The sequence below is a fragment of the Streptomyces sp. NPDC057253 genome (assembly GCF_042669125.1).
Classification (GTDB): domain Bacteria; phylum Actinomycetota; class Actinomycetes; order Streptomycetales; family Streptomycetaceae; genus Streptomyces.
This window is the reverse complement of record NZ_JBHUXV010000098.1, coordinates 1-16,937: the sequence shown is the minus strand read 5'-3', so window position 1 is coordinate 16,937 and position 16,937 is coordinate 1. Positions and strand designations below refer to the sequence as shown.

The 16,937-nt window shown below is 68.6% G+C and carries 16 protein-coding genes; 6 read left to right on the top strand and 10 right to left on the bottom strand.

All coding sequences use genetic code 11. The annotated features are described in order from the left end of the window. Positions 1–170: 170 nt before the first annotated feature. The 5 genes from ACFULQ_RS36650 (at position 171) to ACFULQ_RS36630 (ending at position 5,832) form a co-directional block, all read left to right on the top strand. Positions 171–1,619 carry a glycoside hydrolase family 32 protein gene (locus tag ACFULQ_RS36650; RefSeq protein WP_383552455.1) on the top strand — a complete coding sequence of 483 codons (1,449 nt, stop codon included), beginning with the start codon at positions 171–173 and terminating at the stop codon, positions 1,617–1,619. A 109-nt stretch (positions 1,620–1,728) separates the two neighbouring features. Then, on the top strand, positions 1,729–3,072 hold the full coding sequence (locus ACFULQ_RS36645; RefSeq protein WP_383552452.1) for an ABC transporter substrate-binding protein: 1,344 nt from the start codon (positions 1,729–1,731) through the stop codon (positions 3,070–3,072). A gap of 64 nt (positions 3,073–3,136) precedes the next feature. Further along, on the top strand, positions 3,137–4,135 hold the full coding sequence (locus tag ACFULQ_RS36640) for a carbohydrate ABC transporter permease (protein ID WP_383552449.1): 999 nt from the start codon (positions 3,137–3,139) through the stop codon (positions 4,133–4,135). Between the two features lie 2 nt (positions 4,136–4,137). Next, a complete protein-coding gene (locus ACFULQ_RS36635) occupies positions 4,138–4,995 on the top strand; it encodes a carbohydrate ABC transporter permease (protein WP_383552447.1) in 858 nt (285 codons plus the stop codon). Between the two features lie 369 nt (positions 4,996–5,364). Further along, on the top strand, positions 5,365–5,832 hold the full coding sequence (locus ACFULQ_RS36630; protein ID WP_383552444.1) for a DUF4158 domain-containing protein: 468 nt from the start codon (positions 5,365–5,367) through the stop codon (positions 5,830–5,832). A 292-nt stretch (positions 5,833–6,124) separates the two neighbouring features. Here ACFULQ_RS36630 and ACFULQ_RS36625 read toward each other — a convergent pair whose 3' ends face one another. After that, complete coding sequence (locus ACFULQ_RS36625) at positions 6,125–6,457, bottom strand: non-heme iron oxygenase ferredoxin subunit (protein WP_383552441.1); 333 nt, start codon at positions 6,455–6,457, stop codon at positions 6,125–6,127. A gap of 328 nt (positions 6,458–6,785) precedes the next feature. Here ACFULQ_RS36625 and ACFULQ_RS36620 point away from each other — a divergent pair, with 328 nt between their 5' ends. Next, positions 6,786–7,667: an IclR family transcriptional regulator gene (locus ACFULQ_RS36620; protein WP_383552439.1), complete on the top strand. Its 882-nt coding sequence runs from the start codon at positions 6,786–6,788 to the stop codon at positions 7,665–7,667. On the opposite strand, the gene ACFULQ_RS36615 is transcribed toward ACFULQ_RS36620, so the two are convergent. The 9 genes from ACFULQ_RS36615 to ACFULQ_RS36575 form a co-directional block, all read right to left on the bottom strand. Beyond that, the gene (locus ACFULQ_RS36615) at positions 7,655–8,680 is read right to left on the bottom strand and encodes an aldo/keto reductase (RefSeq protein WP_383552436.1); all 1,026 of its coding nucleotides are present in this window, start codon (positions 8,678–8,680) and stop codon (positions 7,655–7,657) included. The two genes, ACFULQ_RS36620 and ACFULQ_RS36615, sit on opposite strands and share 13 nt — an antisense overlap. A gap of 95 nt (positions 8,681–8,775) precedes the next feature. After that, on the bottom strand, positions 8,776–9,984 hold the full coding sequence (locus ACFULQ_RS36610; protein ID WP_383552433.1) for an NAD(P)/FAD-dependent oxidoreductase: 1,209 nt from the start codon (positions 9,982–9,984) through the stop codon (positions 8,776–8,778). Positions 9,985–10,106: 122 nt separating this feature from the next. Further along, positions 10,107–10,670 (bottom strand): 3-phenylpropionate/cinnamic acid dioxygenase subunit beta, encoded by a 564-nt coding sequence (locus ACFULQ_RS36605; protein ID WP_361278710.1) that lies wholly within the window; start codon positions 10,668–10,670, stop codon positions 10,107–10,109. Positions 10,671–10,687: 17 nt separating this feature from the next. Next, positions 10,688–12,028 (bottom strand): aromatic ring-hydroxylating dioxygenase subunit alpha, encoded by a 1,341-nt coding sequence (locus ACFULQ_RS36600; protein ID WP_383552430.1) that lies wholly within the window; start codon positions 12,026–12,028, stop codon positions 10,688–10,690. 60 nt (positions 12,029–12,088) lie between these two features. Next, on the bottom strand, positions 12,089–13,066 hold the full coding sequence (locus ACFULQ_RS36595; RefSeq protein WP_383552428.1) for an alpha/beta fold hydrolase: 978 nt from the start codon (positions 13,064–13,066) through the stop codon (positions 12,089–12,091). Between the two features lie 45 nt (positions 13,067–13,111). Continuing rightward, positions 13,112–14,011: a VOC family protein gene (locus ACFULQ_RS36590; protein WP_383552426.1), complete on the bottom strand. Its 900-nt coding sequence runs from the start codon at positions 14,009–14,011 to the stop codon at positions 13,112–13,114. A gap of 519 nt (positions 14,012–14,530) precedes the next feature. Beyond that, a complete protein-coding gene (locus ACFULQ_RS36585; protein ID WP_361278719.1) occupies positions 14,531–15,184 on the bottom strand; it encodes an NAD(P)H-binding protein in 654 nt (217 codons plus the stop codon). Then, on the bottom strand, positions 15,181–15,741 hold the full coding sequence (locus tag ACFULQ_RS36580; protein WP_383552423.1) for a MarR family winged helix-turn-helix transcriptional regulator: 561 nt from the start codon (positions 15,739–15,741) through the stop codon (positions 15,181–15,183). The genes ACFULQ_RS36585 and ACFULQ_RS36580 overlap by 4 nt, the downstream gene beginning before the upstream one ends. A 99-nt stretch (positions 15,742–15,840) precedes the next feature. Then, positions 15,841–16,929: an Lrp/AsnC family transcriptional regulator gene (locus ACFULQ_RS36575; RefSeq protein WP_383552496.1), complete on the bottom strand. Its 1,089-nt coding sequence runs from the start codon at positions 16,927–16,929 to the stop codon at positions 15,841–15,843. Positions 16,930–16,937 lie beyond the last annotated feature (8 nt).

The following is a 16,937-nucleotide window of genomic DNA, read 5'->3' as shown; positions in this document are numbered from 1 at the left end:
TCATCTGCCCCTGCTCACCGGGCAGCGGATCGATCCTCCGGGCCACGTGGCCGCGGCGGCATCACGACCGCCGTCCACTCGCCGCCGGTGGAAGCCAACGCCTTCGAGTAGATCGCGGTCGGCCACCGGCCGACCGCGGCGCACTCTCTGACATACCGAAAGGCACGTGTGTGTCCACCGCACCCCTCGATCCGTACCGGCCCGTCGTGCACCTGCGCCCGCCGAACAACTGGATCAACGACCCCAACGGGCTCGTCTTCCACGACGACCAGTACCACGTCTTCTATCAGTACAACCCGTACGGAGCGACCCACGCGAACATGCACTGGGGCCACTTCCGCAGCCCCGACCTGATCACCTGGGAACCACTGCCGATCGCCCTGTCCCCGACCCCGGGGGGCCTCGACGCCGACGGCTGCTTCTCCGGCAACGCCGTCTCCGACGGCGAGAGGATGGTCGCCTTCTACTCCGCCCACCGCCACGAGCGCCCGCAGCACCAGCCGGTCACCTGCGCCACCTCCCGCGACGGCGGCCGGACCCTGCGCCCGCGCGGAGAGCTGCTCATCCCCGAGCTGCCCGATGACTGCACCATGTACCGCGACCCGTACGTCTGGCGGCACGGCGACGGCTGGCGCATGCTGGTCGGCGCCGCCCTCGCGGACGGGCGTGGCGCGGCCCTGCTCTACGACTCGCCCGACCTGGAGACCTGGACCCATCGGGGGCCTTTCGACGCCCGCGAGCCGGAATCCGTCGGCGATGCCGGCCTGCACACCGGAGAGGGCTGGGAATGTCCGCAGTACCTCCCGGCGGGCTCCGGACCCGGGGCCCTGATCTTCAGTGCGTGGAACGACGACGACAGCCCCCGGTGCGTCGTCGCCCTGGTCGGTGAGGAACACGGTGACGTCTTCGAAGCCGGCCCACCGGTTCTCGCCGACCACGGTCCGGACTGCTACGCACCCGCGCTGCTGCGCGCACCGGCCGGCCGGTGGCTGCTGTGGGGCTGGTCCGGGGAAGCCCGCGACGAAGCCTGGGCCGTCGCAGGAGGATGGACCGGCACGCTCACCGTTCCGCGTGAGATCTCTGTCGGCGACGACGGCTCGCTACGCCAACAGCCCGCAACGGAACTGCTCGCGCTGCGCGGCGAGCACACCCTGCACGCCGCAGGCGAGCTGCACGGCCCGCAGCCGGTCGACCTCGGCAGCGTGGGCCGCGCCTTCGACCTCACGGTCCGTCTGGACGCGGAGGCGGCGGCCGTTCTGCGGCTGCTCACCACCCCGGACGGCACCGAGTACCTCGACATCCGCCTCGATGCGGTCACGGGCGAACTGGTCGTCGACCGCGACCACGCCTCACTGGACGCCCGGGCCCGCGGCGGCTCCTACCGGATGCCCTGCCCCACCGGTCAGCCCGTCGAAGTGCGCGTGGTCGTCGACCACTCCATCGCCGAAATCTTCCTGACCACCACCGGCCAGGTCCTCACGCTGCGCTTCTACCCGACAGGTCACAGCCCCTGGCGCCTTCAGGCCCGCAGCACCCCGGGCACACGCCTCGGCTACACGGCCGACGCGTGGGATCTGCACCCGCTCGTGATCAAGGAGCCCAGCGCCGACGCCGCATAGCCGGCGAGGACATCGCTCCAGGCCGGCTCCCACCCAGATACCCCACACCCCCCTCAGCACAGCCGTACCACTCACCCTCACCCCGCACCACACACGGAAGGCACCCGCCATGATCGCCGGAAACAGCAGACCTCGCCGCACGACATGTACCGCCCTCGCCCTCGTCCTGCCCCTCGCGGCGCTCGCCGCCTGCGGCGGGAGCGGCGGCAGTGACGCCTCCGCCGAGGGCGGCAGCGGCAAGGGCACCATCAGCGTCTGGGCCCACCAGGGCCAGAAGAGCGAGGACGCCGTTCTGCAGGCCGCGGTGAAGTCCTTCAACTCCTCGCAGAGCAAGATCAAGGTCGAACTGAAGCTGCTGCCCGGCAACGACTACACCAAGACGGTCACCGCGACCGAGGCGTCCAAGCTGCCGGACGTACTGGAGTTCGACGGCCCGACGATGGCGAACTTCGTCTACAACAAGAAGCTCGCCCCGATCGACGACTACGTCTCCGTCAAGACGATGGGCAACGCCACCGACGCGAGCAAGGCGCAGGGCGAGATCGGCGGCAAGCACTACGGCCTGGGCATGTACGACTCCGGCCTGGGCATCTACGGCAACAAGAAGCTGCTGGACGCGGCCGGGGTCAAGTACCCGACCAGCGTGGACGATGCCTGGACGGCCGCCGAGTTCACGGCCGCGCTCAAGGCGCTCAAGGCCAAGGACTCCGACGGCAAGACCCTCGACATCTCCGAGCAGTACGGTCTGGCCGGCGAGTGGGGCACGTACGGCTTCGCCCCGATCGTCTGGTCGGCCGGCGGCTCCCTGCTCAAGGACGGCAAGGCCGAAGGTGTCCTCGACACCCCGGCCGCGGTCTCGGCGATGAAGACCTTCCAGTCCTGGAAGACCTACGTCGACCCCAACACCGACGGCAACGCCTTCGCCAAGGACCGCGTCGCCCTCAGCTGGGTCGGCCACTGGAATTACCCCACCTACAGCAAGGCCCTCGGCGACGACCTCGTCGTGCTGCCGCTGCCCGACTTCGGCAACGGCCCCAAGACCGGCCAGGGCTCCTGGGCCTGGGGGATCGGCGCCGACACCAAGAACGCCAAGGCCGCCGGTGCCTTCATCGACTACCTCCTCAACGACACCAACGTCACCGCGATGACCAAGGCCAACGGCGCCCCGCCCGCCACCACGACAGCACTCGCCGCCAGCGAGCTGTACAAGCAGGGCGGCCCGCTCCAGCTCTTCGCCGACCAGCTCGCCAAGCCCTGCGGCGACAGCCAGATCGACAAGAGCTGTGTCGCCGTCACCCGCCCGGTGACCGCCGGATACCCCACCATCACCGCCAAGTTCGGTGAGGCCCTGAACTCCATCTACGGCGGCGCCGACCCCAAGGACGCCCTGGCCAAGGCGGCCCGCGCCATCGACCAGGACTTCTCCGACAACGCCGGCTACAAGATCCCGTAGGACCCATCGGCCGAGGCGGGCGCGTGCTACGCCGCGCCCGCCCCGCCGGGAACAGGACCCATCCGTGACATCCGTGAAGCCCGCGCACGCCGCGCCCGAAGCCCGGGAGAAGGCCCCACCCGTGACCTCCGTCAAGCCCGCGCGTCCGGCACACCCGGGGCGCAACAACCGCGACTGGCTGCACGGACTGCTCATGTCCACGCCGGCCGTCGCGGGACTCGTCGCCTTCGTCGGCGTCCCCTTCTGCTACGCCGTCGTCCTCTCCTTCTACAACGTGCGTCTCGGCTCCCCACTGGCACCCACGTTCTTCGGCCTGGAGCAGTACCGGCGGCTGTTCACCGACCCCGACCTGTCCGGCCCGTTCCTGCGGGCCCTGCTCAACAACCTGACCTTCGCCGTGGTCGTCGTACCCGTCCAGACCGCTCTCGCCCTCGGCCTGGCGATCCTCCTCAACCGCAAGCTCAAAGCGATCGGCCTCTTCCGGTCCTTCTTCTTCATGCCGGTCGTCTTCCCCATGGCGCTGGTCGCCGTGATCTGGCGGCTCATCCTCGCCCGCAGCGACCAGGGCATGCTCAACTCCGCGCTGCACGCGGTGACCTTCGGCAACTGGGGCACCTTCGACTGGCTCGGCGACGGACTGACCGCCATGGCCTCGATCATCGTGCTGTCGATCTGGCAGGGCGTCGGCTTCCAGATGGTCATCCTCCTCGCCGGACTCCAGCAGATCCCGGGCGAGCTCTACGAAGCAGCCCACCTCGACCGCGCCACGCCCTGGCAGCAGTTCCGGCACGTCACCCTGCCCGGCATCCGCGGCACGCTCGTCTTCGTCGCCATGCTCACCTCGGTGCTCTCCTTCCGCGTCTTCGACCAGGTCTACGTCCTCGTGCGCGGGGGCGGCCTCGACGAGGACGCCACCCGCACCGTGATGTACCAGGCCGTCACCACCGCCTTCGACCAGAACAACATCGGCCAGGCGTCCGCGATCACCGTCGTCTTCTTCCTGATCGTCGTCGCCCTGACCCTCATCCAGCGCCGCGTCGTCCGGCCCGACCACGAGGACTGACCATGAGCACGAACACCGGCGGCCTGACGCATACCCCGCTGCGCCGCTTCCTCGACTACGCCGTCCTCAGCGTGCTGGCCCTCGTCTTCGCGCTGCCCGCCATCTACCTGTTCATCGGCAGCCTCAAGCCGTCGGACGAAGTACTCAACGGCCTGTCCGGCTTCCTGCCCACGCACCTGTCCTTCGACAACTACACCGCCGTCCTCGACAGCCTCAACTCCGACAGCACCGGCTACTTCTGGCAGTTCCTGGGCATCTCGGTGCTGCTGGCGTTCGTCGTCGTCACCGGCGGCCTGTTCGTCAACTCGATGGCGGCGTACGGGCTGTCACGCCTGAAGTGGCGCGGCCAGGGCGCCGTCTTCACCCTCGTCCTGCTGCTCATGCTGATCCCGTTCGAATCGGTGGCCGTCCCGCTCTTCTACATGTTCAACGACCAGCGCAACACCCTGTTCATCCTGGCGCTCCCCTTCATCGCCAACGCGTTCTCGGTCTACCAGTTCCACACGTTCTTCCGCTCGATCCCACCGAGCATCGAGGAGGCGGCCCGGCTGGACGGCGCCGGCCCCTGGCGCACCTTCTTCGCGATCATCGTCCCCATGTCGAAGCCGGCCTTCGCCTCCGTGGCGATCCTGACCTTCCTCACCCAGTGGGGCTCCTTCCTGTGGCCGGTCCTGATGGTCTCCGACCCCTCGGTACGACCGCTGCCGCTGGAGATGAGCGTCTTCCAGGGCCAGCAGCCCCCCGACTGGGGCCAGACCCTCGCCTTCGGCGTCCTCCTCGTCCTGCCCGTACTGATCGTCTTCATCTTCTTCCAACGCTGGTTCGTCCAGGGCGTCGCCAGCTCGGCGGTCAAGGGCTGATCCCCTCCGCACACTGCGCCTCATCCGCACAGAGACAGCCCATGAGCCCGGCGGCCAGCGGCATCACCGCCGTCGCCCCACCCGCTTCCTCGCCCGCGTCTCCCACGACGTCTTCGGCGCCTTCCTCCGCAACCACCTCACCGCCCCCGGAGTCGACCCGGCCGGCAGTGTGAGCGCCCCCGAGCCCAGCACCCTCGCCAGCCTCGCCGGGCGCCGGTGAACTCCTCGATCGCCTCCGGGCCACCGGCTGACACCGGAACGCGTCCGACCGCCCGAACCAACAGGCCCCGCGACCGCATCCGCCGATCATGTGACTTCAGGTGAGCGCCGTCACAGCACCAGGGGAAGCGATGGGGAGGGGCGGGACGGGTGGCGTTCCTGACCGACGAACAGCGCCGCAGCTACGGCAGGTTCACGCAGGTACCGGACGACGGGCAGCTGGCCGGCTACTTCCTCCTGGACCGCGAGGCTCGGCGGCGGGCGATGGCCTGCCGGGGCGCGAGGTCGCAGCTCGGCTACGCGATCCAGCTGGGCACCGTGCGCTTCCTGGGCACTTACCTGGCCAACCCCGAGGACACGCCAGCCGAAGTCGTCGCATACGTCGCCGACCAACTCGGCCATGTCCCACCGGCGCTGACCGGGTACGGCGCCGAGCGCAGCCGCTGGGACCACCAGAACGCCATCAAGGACGCCAACGGCTACAGCGACCTCAAGAGCGCCGCCTGGTGGAAGCCGGCCCGCTGGCTGTGGGACCGCTGCTGGTCCGGCAACGAACGGATTGCCACTCCGGCCCAAGCCCGTACGCATCCGCCGAACCGAGGACCCGCTCACCTTTGAGGAGATCGACCTCCGCGAACAGCTCCAGGCCCAGCCTCACAAGGGCTGACCTGCGGCTACCCAGCCACGGCAGAGGACCCCGACAGCACCGCCGGAACCCTCTCACCGTTCAAGATCAATCTCACCGACACCGGCTGTTCCGTTGGCCCCCAAGGGTGAGGAGTCCTCCTCGGAACCGGCGATGCGGTCCTCGGGGCCATGCCCTCAATAACCGCCTTCGTCCGCCAGAGCGCGATCACTCGGCGTCACGCCGGGCCGTGCCGTGGTCACCACGGTGATCAGCAACCCGGGGTCATCGCATCTGCCGGTACGGCCGCTCGCCCACGTCGATGTGAACGCCGTCGTCGCCGATCTTGACCGCGAAAGTGGTGAGAGGCTTCGAGGCCGGAAGGGAAAGGGCACGGCCGTCACGAACGCAGAATTTGGCGAAGTGGAATCCGCATTCGACCTCCTCACCCGAAAGATAACCGTCTTCCGACAGCGACGAGAGCGCATGGGTGCATGTGTCGTCGGTCGCGAAGAATTCCCCTCCTACGCGAAACAGGGCAATGGGCGGCAAGGTCTCGATACGCAGCGCCTCGCCTTCCTGGAGATCATCGGGGCCACAGGCGCGAAGCCATGCCATTTTCCACGTTCCTTTCCACCGGAATTCTTGATCCACTGCCGGCGACGGCGGACGGCTCCATCCGGCCGGAGGGATACGGGCCGCAGCATCCACATGTTCGGGCCGACGCCGGACGGAGGGAAACCCGATGTTCCGCATGTTGAAACAGCCCGTAAACACCAAGCTCACCGAGACCCCGGAGGGGCGGACAGGCTCCCTCGTCCTCACGGGAGGGCCCGGAATGCCAAAGAGAGGTGAACCTTGTTGACATATTCCCGTAACCTGCCACACTCCTCCCCAGAAGCTTCGAGAGCGCGGTCGGGCCGCTGACTCAACAAGGGCGTGAGGCATGAATTACACGGAGCCTGCCGGCGACAAAACGGAAACACTCGAACACCGTGAGCATTCGCTGAGTTCGGTACACAAAGCACTCGCACTGCTCGATTCGCTGGCCGGTATGGAATCAAAGGCGGGTCTCACCGAACTCGCCCGTCGTGTCGGTATTCCCAAGCCGACCGCCTACCGTCTCCTCGCCGTCCTCGCCGAGGCGGGAATGGTCGAGCGCCGGGGCACCGACTATCTGCTGGGACTGCGGATGTTCGAGCTCGGGGCGGCGGCGAGCCGGCCGAAGAGCGTGAACCTGCGCGAGCGCGCGCTGCCGTATCTCGAGGATCTCTACGAACTCACCCACGAGACCGTCAGCCTCGCGGTTCTGGACGGGCAGGACGTCCTCTATGTCGAGAAGATCCACGGTCACAGGTCGATGCCCACTCCCTCGCACGTCGGCGGCCGTCTCCCCGCCACCTGTGTCGCACTCGGCAAGGTGATGCTGGCCTACGCGAACCCGGGCCTCGTGCGGGAGATCGTGTCGGGACCACTGCCCCGGATGACCAGGTACAGCGTCTCCCAGCCCGGCCGGCTCCTCGCCGAGCTACGCAAGATCCGCGACGCGAAGGTCGCGTACGACATCGAGGAGGCCCAGGTCGGTCTCACCTGCGTCGCCGCGCCCCTCTTCGACTCCGGCCGTCGCGTGGCGGCGGCGATCTCGATGTCCGGACCCACCTACCGCTTCGACGCGAAGGTCTGTGAACGCGCCGTGAGCCGGGCCGCGCAGCTGCTCTCGACCTTGGTGATGCCCTCGCTCGACCCGCAGCACAGCGCCTGGGAGCCTGAATGCGGCGACCCGGGACAGCCCACGGCGCCGAGCGGCTCCCCGCGTCACCAGGGCTGAGACCCGGGCCGCCCGATCTTGTCGAGCGCGGCGAGCTGCTCGGGCTCCAGAGCCACGTCGACAGCGCCGACCACAGCCGCGAGTTCCTCGACCGACTCGGGGCCGATGATCGCCGCGGCCACGGGCCGCCGGTCCAGCAGCCACCGCAGCGCCAGGTGCGCCGGGGCCTGGCCCCAGTCCTTGGCGAACGTGTCGAGCAGACCGGCCGCGTCACGCTGTTCCTGCGAGAACGTCACAGGGACACCCCATCGCCGCAGACCTCCGAAGGGGCGCTCCAGCACGTCGAGTCCGGCCAGCGCCCCGCCTGCCAGCGGGCTGAAGCAGGTCAGCGACACTCCGAGTTCCTCGGCGGCCGGCACGATCTCGCGTTCCGCGGCCCGCCGGATCAGGTTGTACTCGATCTGGTTCAGCACGGGCCGCGCCGCGCTCCGCGCGTCGGCCGTGAGGACCGCCTTGGTCATCTCCCAGCCCAAGTGGTCCGACAGCCCGACGTATCTGATCTTCCCCTGCCGCACCAGGTCGTCCATCGTGCCGAGCGTCTCCTCGACGGGGGTGTCGGGATCGGGGTGGTGCAGGTGGTAGACGTCGATGTGGTCCGTCTGCAGGCGGCGCAGACTCCTGTCGACCTCCCGCAGGATGTGGAACCGGCTCAGCCCTCCACCCCGGTTCACCTGCCCCGGTACGGCCAGTCCGAGACCACCGTCGTTGGGTCCGTCGCCGACGGGCTCACCGACCTTCGTGCACACCAGGACGTCGTCGCGGCGGCCCCGCAGGGCTTTGCCGAGCAGTTCCTCGGCGTGCCGTCGTTCCGCGGCTGCGGGAAGTCCGGGGCGGTCGAACGCCGGACGGTTTCCGTAGGTGTTCGCGCAGTCGAAGACGTTGACGCCCAGATCGACAGCGGCGTGCACGAAGCGGCCGGACTCGGCCTCACCGGGAGCGAGGCCGAGTAGCGCCGTACCCAGGGCGATGCGCGACACTCTGACACCGGTGCGGCCCAGCAGCGCGTATTCCATTGCTCATTCCATCCTTGAGGGCCCTTGCAACGGCCGGCGTTTGCCGACACGGGGCGTTTGCAGCGGCTCGGTGGTCCCGTGGGCGGGCTCCTCGGCTACGGCCGGGCACGCACGAGCCCCCCGGAGTCGGCGACGGCGGTCTTCCAGGGGGTGCGATCGCGCACCATGCGGCGCAGCCGGGCGAAGAGCCGCGGCTGGTCGACCACGACGGCGGACGACAGCACTCCGTCGTGTCCGGTGATCGCGGCGAGGCCCTCCTCGACATCCCGCAGCAGTGCGAGATCGTCCGAGGCCCTGGGCCTTCCGACGATCTGCACACGGTGGCCGAACTGGTCCGACCACACATAGGGCAACAGGTCGTCCGAGGGCGTCCTGCCCTGGATCACGGCGGCCACCACGGCGGCCTGCTCCCCCGCCGCGGTCCAGTGCTCGGTCCGTACCGCCTCGCCGTAGCGGGGGCTCCACCAGCGGGCGACGTCACCGACGGCGTACACCTGCTCCGCTCCTACGGCCTGGCCGGACGCCGTGCAGCGCACCCCGTCCGTGACGTCCAGCCCCGACGACGACAGCCATTCCGCGTTCGGCACGGATCCGACGCCGATGACGAACAGGTCGCCCGCCACCTCGGTCCCGTCGTCGAGCAGCACTCCGTCCACACGGGAGCTTCCGGCTTCCTTGAACGACACGACGGTTCTGCCGCACAGCAGCGAACTTCCCGCCTGCTCGTGGAAACCACCCAGCTTGCTGCCCAGTTCCGCCCCGAACACCCGGGCCAGGGGCGCGGACGCCGACTCGATCACCGTCACGTCCAGTCCGCGGGCGCGGCCCGCCGACGCGACCTCCGAGCCGATGAATCCGGAGCCCACGACCACCAGTGACGTCGCGGTCGTCATCGCGGCCCGGATCGCCGCCGCGTCCTCCAGCGAGCGCAGCCCGAAGACGTTGTCGTACCCCGCCGTGCCGGCCAGGCTCCGGGAGCGCGACCCCGTGGCGAGCACGATGACATCGGCGGTCAGCCGGGAACCGTCATCGAACCCGACGCCGTGGCCGGCGAGGTCGAGGGACGTGGCGGCGGTGCCGAGCCTCAGGTCCAGCTCCAGATCCGCCAGTTGCTCCGGAGTCCTCAGCGCGACCTCGTGCGGCTCCCTGTCGCCGGTGAGCAGTTCCTTGGACAGCGGTGTACGGTCGTACGGCGCATGGGGCTCACTGCCCACCATGCAGATGGCGGCGTCGGAACCCGAGGCTCGCAGGGCCTCGGCGGTACGCAGTCCGGCCAGCGAGGCTCCGACGATCAGCACCCTCACATCGAACTCCTTCACGGCATCAGGACGGTCTGTTCCGGAGAGAGAGCGGACGGCGTCAGGACGGAGGGTTTCCTCACCCCCGGAACAGGGCCCGTTCCGACGCCGCCCACTCGGTCCCGGGTCTAGAAGAAGACGCTCAGGTTCTTGGACAGGATCGTCGCCTGGTCAAGGGTGATCGTCCTGTTGGCGATCTGCCACCGGTGGTCACCGACCCGCCGGAGCACGTCGTCCCGGCGGCCGACCCACAGGTCCCACTCGCTGTCACCGCGGGTGCGGTACGTGAGGAAGTACGACCGGGTGTCGTACTCCTCCGGCGAACTCCCGGGCTCGACAGAGATGTTGGTGACGATGTGCCGGGCCCGGCTCGGCGGGTCCTCGGCCCAGGCCATCCCGGTCCGCAGTCGTACGATCCGCTGCCAGAGCGAGGCCTTGTCCTCCTCGAAGTTGGCCGCCTCCCCGACGCCCGAGGTCTCGGAGGCGAGTTCACGCGACAGACGGTTGTAGCGGATCGGCATCCAGTACCGGATGTCGTCCGCGAAGAGCGCGAACCACTCCTCGTAACGCCGCTCGTCGAGCAACTTCGCTTCGAGATAGAGGACTTGACTGATCTCGTGGTACGTCGGCAGATCGACGTCCAGGCTGATGCCCGGCACGTCCGCGGAGGTCTCCTCGTCGACGGTCGTCATGATCCTGGCCCTCCTCTCTAGATGTCGGCCGCGGCGGTCAGCACGCCCGACGCGTCCTTCGGGACCGGCCATTCCTCGGACTTCAGCAGTTCGAGCCAGCGCTGGTAGAAGGTGCGCTGCGGGCCCTCCCCCACCAGTTGGCTCCCGATGGTGCCCGGGTAGGTGTCGCTCGGCCCGTCGTGCCCGAGGCCCATCTGGTAGTTCAGCATCGTGCGATGGATGACCGCGCCGCCTCGGCTGAGGTTCTCGCCGATCTGGCTCCAGTTCTCGCCGTCGTCCTGCTCGTAGATCCCGGAGGCGCTGAAGGTGCGCATCGTGGCGACCCGTTGCGCCTCCTTGACCTCCGGCGGGGCGGCCTTGTCGACGAGGGTGAGGGCCCACACCTCGAAGCTGTTGGGGCCCTTCGGGTGCCACACGCGCAGGCTGTTCTGCGGCTTGAGGTAGGACAGGTTCGGGAAGATGTTGTTGTGCGAGGTGTGGAAGCCCCACTCCGCACCGAGCCTCTCGACCTGCTCCGCGTGCGTGGAGCGGTAGTAGTCCGTCAGCACGTCGGAGGTGAAGAACACCGGGAAGAGCTGTCCGCGCGGGTCGAACGAGAAGCCCGTACCGTGGCCCCAGCCGTCGGAGTACTGGTAGCCGACGACGCTGCCGAACGGATCGCCGCCCCCGGGAGTCGCCTCCAGAGATACCCCTTCGAGCATGGCGATCGCGGCCGAGGCGTGGCTGATCTGGCCGTGGTAGGCGTCGCCCGCGAACTGCTCGGCGGCGAGCTTCCAGTTGCCGACGAAGGTCCACTTGTGAATGCCGGGGAGCACCTCGACGCCGCCCTCACGGCGGTCGATCATGGTGTCGAGGAAGCGGGTGGAGTCGCCCAGGTACTGCAGCAGGGGTGGCGCGGAGGGGTCCCAGTTGCCGAAGATCAGCCCCTTGTACTCGTCGACCTGGGTGACCGGCACCAGTCCCCAGTCGGCCGTCTTCAGCTCACCGTAGTAGGCGTCCTCGAAGCTGGGTACGTTGACGAGCTTGCCGTCGGTTCCGTACGTCCAGCCGTGGTATGTGCACGTGAACGCCTTGGTGTTGCCCGAGTCGGCGCGGCAGACCTTCATCCCGCGGTGCCGGCAGGCGTTGAGGTACGCCCCGACGGTCATGTCCTTCCTGCGGACGACGAGGACCGGGTCCCCGCCCATCCAGGTGGAGAAGAAGTCACCCGGTTTGGGGATCTGGGACTCGTGGGCCAAAAAGAGCCACGACCGTGCGAAGATCTTCTCCTGTTCCAGGCGGTAGATCTCCGGGTCCGAGAATATCTCGGGGCTGACGAGTCCCTGTTCGAAGTCGATGAGCCTGTCCAGACTCTCCATTTCCGTACCTCCGTGACGAAATGGCGTGGCGCGTGCGGGATGCGGATCTCCTGCCGGAAATCAGCTGACGTCGACGAGTTCGGGCAACGGAGGACGCCGGTCGGAAATACCGGACCGCTGTGCCGTCTCCCACGACACCTTCCCGTCACGGAAGAACTCCAGGAAAAGCTGGTTCACGAGTTCGGGCTGATCGGTCTGGCCCTGGTGCCCGGTGTCCTCCGGGTAGAAGAACTGCACGCCCGGCAGCGCGTCTTCCTGCGGGTAGCCGAAGACCTCGTGGGGAACGAGCACGTCCTCCTTCCCGTAGAGGTAGATCCCGGGAATCGACAGGCGGTCGAAACGGCCCTTCGTCGACAGACGCGCCTGGATGTCCTTGTCCTCGCCGCCGAAGGAGAGCTGGGTGCGGCGGCGGTAGTAGTCCTGGTGGCGGAGCGCGGCGGCCGTCCGCATGGCCACGAGATCCTCGGTGACGGTGGACGAGTCCCGGATGATCGCCGACATCATCTTCCGCATGGATTCCGGCGTGCCGTCGAACGCCATGATGTCCGGCCGCTCCGACTTCTCCTGTCCGGGCCGCAGGTCCGGTGACGGGACGAGATCGCCGAGACCGCCCGCGATGAGGGCGTAACTGCTGACACGCTCCGGATGCGCGAGCGTGTAGTTGACGGCGTTCAGGCAGCCCATGGAGTTGCCGGAGATGTGGAAGCTGTCCAGGCACAGCGCGTTCACGAAGTCGTGCAGGAAGTCGACGTGCGCGGCGTTGCCGTGTTCGGCCGGGTAGGCGCTCTCGTGGCCGGAGGTGTGTCCGAAGCCCGGCAGGTCGGGGCAGTACACCCGGAAGCCGTGGGCGCCGAGGAACGGGGCCATGAAGCGCCAGCCGGCGGTGGCGGACGAGCCGATGATCCCGCCGTGCAGCAGCAGGACGGCCGGGCCGGTCTCGCCGGACGTCATGTAGTGGGCCTTGGTTCCGTTCGGCAGCCGGACGTAGCGGCTGAGCATGCCGGGGACGGTGATGAGTTCTTCGTCGTTCAGGGCCATTTCAGCTCTCTCTGCGGGGAAGGGGAAGGCCTGCGGACGTGCGGGTCAGTCGGTGCCCAGACCGTCCATCATGGAGGTTCCGGGGGGCGGTCGATGGCCCCACACGGACGCGGCGTCGTAGTACCCGGTGTTGTGGTCGCCGCCGACGAGACGGCCGCCCCAGCCGTATTCGACCTTCACTCCCGAGGGGCTCTCGCAGTAGAAGGAGAGCATGCGGTCGTTCGTGTGCCGCCCGAGGCTCAGGCTGAGCGGTACGTCGTTGTCCTGGACGCGGTCGAGGGCCCGTCCGACGGTGTCCAGGTCGTCGACCTCAAGCATGAAGTGCTGCAGCATCGGCGGCACGCCCGGAATCGACACGAACGCCACTGTGTGGTGCCGTGGGTTGGGCGAGGTGAAGGAGCACGGCTCCCCCATCACCAGGACGTCCCGGACCTGGAATCCCAGTGTGCCGACGTAGAAGTCGCGGACCCGTTCGTACTCGTCGACGAAGAGAACCGCGTGCCCGAGTCCCTGCGGGCCGGTCACGAACCGCGCTCCGCGCGGCGAGACGAACGGCTCGCGGTCGCTCTTCCCGCCGTAGTAGAACTCGACCGGGTGCCCGGAAGGATCATGTGTCCTGAACACGTCCAGGACGCCCCGCCGCTCGGCGAGTTGCGGCTCGTCCTCGATTTCGATCCCGCTGTTCGAAAGCCGCTTGCGCAGGTTCTCGAACGCCTCGCGGCTGGAGACCTCCAGCCCGATGGCCGTCAGTCCGCCGTCGGCACCCCGTTGCACCGCGACGCGCCAACTCCGCTCGTCGACGCGGAGATAGAGACTTCCGTCGTCGGATCCGTCAGGCGACTGACCGACCTGCATTCCGAGGACGGATTCGGCGAATGTCCGCCATGCCGCGACATCCTCGGCGGTGATGACGAGATATCCGAGGGAAGTTACCTCGAGACTCATATGGAATCCTCCCGGAGACGCTGTGCGAATTCCTGGAGCCGAAGGTAGGAGTGGCCGTACGAAGGCCACAACGCGGTTGGTCCGCATGTCGGACCCGCGCGGGAGATCCACTGAGCTGTCGTGGAATCTGCGCGCCTCGTCGCCCGCCTGCCGGCTGCCCCGGGGGCCAACCGATCCTCCACGGCTGACCGCCGCTGTGTCCGACTCGCCGTGATCACGGTCGGCGGGCGCGACGGCTCATGCGAGAGTGCTGCATGGGCCGAAGGGGCCCGGAAGTCACTCGGGGAGAGTGCTCCGAATCCCAGGAGGAGCACCGACCGCATACGCAGGTCCCCCGGGGTCCGGAGCGCTGTGCCACTCCGGCCCCCGGGGGACCTGTTGGTTGTGCCTGTGCAAGGGGTGCCCTGGGGCCCGGACGTTCGCGCGCAGGGCCCCAGAGGCAAGGGCCGTGACCTGCTGGTGGCGCACTACGTCCTCCGCGGCGGCGCCCCGTTCTCCCGGCCGCGCCGTGAGCGGCCGTCAGTAGGCCACGGTGATACGGCGACGGATCGCGTCGCCCTTCTCCAGCTCGTCGACCAGCGCGACCGCGAAGTCCTCGGCGCTGATGGTGCTGCTGCCGTCGGGCGCGTACAGCATCTGGTCACCGCCGAGCCGGAACACACCCTTGCGCTCACCGGGGCCGATCTCGTCCGCCGGGGAAAGGTACGTCCAGTCGAGGTCGGTCACCTCGGCCCGGAACAGTCGCAGGACCTCGCGCAGGGCACGCGACTCGGGCTTGTAGATGTCGAGGAAGTCCGGGGTGTCCACCCGGTCCACACCCGAGGGGGTCTGGAGGCTGCCCGCCCCGCCGACGATGAGAAACCGCCGTACGTCCGCCGTGCGCAGTCCCTCGATCAGGGAGCGGTACGTCGCCAGGAGCGACACCGCCGGGTCGACGGAGCCGTCGCGGGCCGGGGAGATCGCCGAGACCACGGCGTCGTGACCGGCGGCGCCCTTGGCCACCTGGGCGGGGTCCGAGGCGTCGAGGGTCGCCGTGGTCAGCGCGGGGTTCTCCGGCAGGTCGCCGGAACGACCCGAGCGGGTCGCCGCGGTCACCTCGTGTCCTCGGGCCAGTGCTTCCGCGGCGATGCGCGAGCCGACCATGCCGGTGGCGCCGATCAGGAGGATCTTCACGGGGTGTCTCCGTTCGTTTCTTTCGCATGGGGTGAGTCCGGGTGCGCCGCCTGGGCCGTGCATGACCCCGAAGCCGCCTGCTGCGAGCCCCCGGCAGCGCCGGCCAGCACCTTGCTGACCAGCTCGCGCAGGATGAGCCGCTCGACCCTGGTGAGCGGCTCCAGCAGATCCGCGGTGACCTGCGGCACGTGGGCCTCAAGTGCGCGCGTCAGCTGTTCCCGGCCACGGTCGGTCGGTTCCAGCAGCATCGCCCGTCTGTCGTCAGGGTGCGGATGCCGCGCCAGCAGGCCCTCTGTCTCCATCCGGGCGACCAGTCGGGTCAGCCCACCGGAGTCGACGGACAGCTCCTGCGCCAGGCGGGCGTTCGTGGTGCGGTTCTCGGGATGGCGGGCCAGTCGCAGCAGGACCTCGAACTCCGTACCCGTGAGCCCGGTGGCCTCGCGCATCACGCGCGAGGCCCGGTCACCGATGGTGTTCACCAGCCGCAGGATGTCGCCGAACAGCACGACACCCTCGTCGTTCACCAGCGAACCGCGATCCGCGGCACCGTCACTCATAAGACTGACTATACAGGAGACTCGCAGCCAATCATCGCGGAAAAAACGTTATATAGACAGTCAAATTCTCCTTACTCGGGCAAATCAATCAGTGACTTGTCAGCGGTTTGGCTCATACGTGTACTCCTTGACCTGTCTCAGAATGAGCGCGGTCTCGATCGACTGGACGCCCTCAAGCGCTCCGAGCCTGTCGCTGAGATAGGTGTACAACTCGGCCGTGTCGCGGTGCAGGGTCGCCGCCACGACGTTGGCCTGACCGGTGGTGGCCGCGGCGAAGCGCACCTCCTGGTGTTCCGCGAGAGCCCTTCCGACGGCGGCGAGCGCTGCGGGCGCCACCGTGAGCCAGAGCATCGCCTCCACCGTTCGGCCGAGCGGTTCGTGATCGAACTGGACGTCCAGGTAGAGGACACCCGTGGAGCGAAGGCGGTCGAGGCGTCGCCTGACCACTCCCTCCGACAGGCCCGTCGCCGCCTGGAGTTCGGTGAGCGGAGCGCGCCCGTCACGTCGGAGCACGGCGAGCAGCGTCTCGTCGGCCTGGTCCAGGGTGACAGGCGTTCCGTCGGTGTCCACGGAGGGCGGCTGCAGCGCCGCCATCTGCTCGGGCCCGAGTGCGTCGATCTTGCTCGGCAGGCTGAGCGGACCGCCGTAGAAGTGCCGCAGCACACAGTGGGCCGTGACCGAGATGACACTCGGTGAGCGCGGGAGTCGTCCGAAGAGCAGTTCGTCGCGCTCCTGCCGACTGCGCGGCTTCATCCCGCACATCACCTCCGTACCGCCGGAGATCAGGCCCAGGTAGGCGGTGTCCGGACGCCGGGCCAGCGCGTCCGCCAACTGGGGTGCGATGTCGGGGGTGCAGCGCAGCCGGACGATCCAGGTGTCACGGCCGAGCCGACTGCCGTCCGTGATGCCGAGCACCCGCAGGCGCACGGTGTCGCGCAGCCGCCGGTAGCGGCGCGCGACGGTGTGGTCGGACACACCCAGCGTCTCCGCGATGCGGTTGAAGGGCGCCCTGCCGTCCAGTTGCAGTGCGTGCAACAGTTTCAGGTCGAGCGAGTCGAGCACGCCGTACTCCCAGTGGTTCCTGTTCGGGCCCGGTGTCGATGCGCGCCCCGGCCGGACGAAGCGGGTCCGGCCGCCGCCGGACACCGCCCCGTCGTCCTCACCTGAGCTGCGCGCACGCGACGGCAACTTGAACG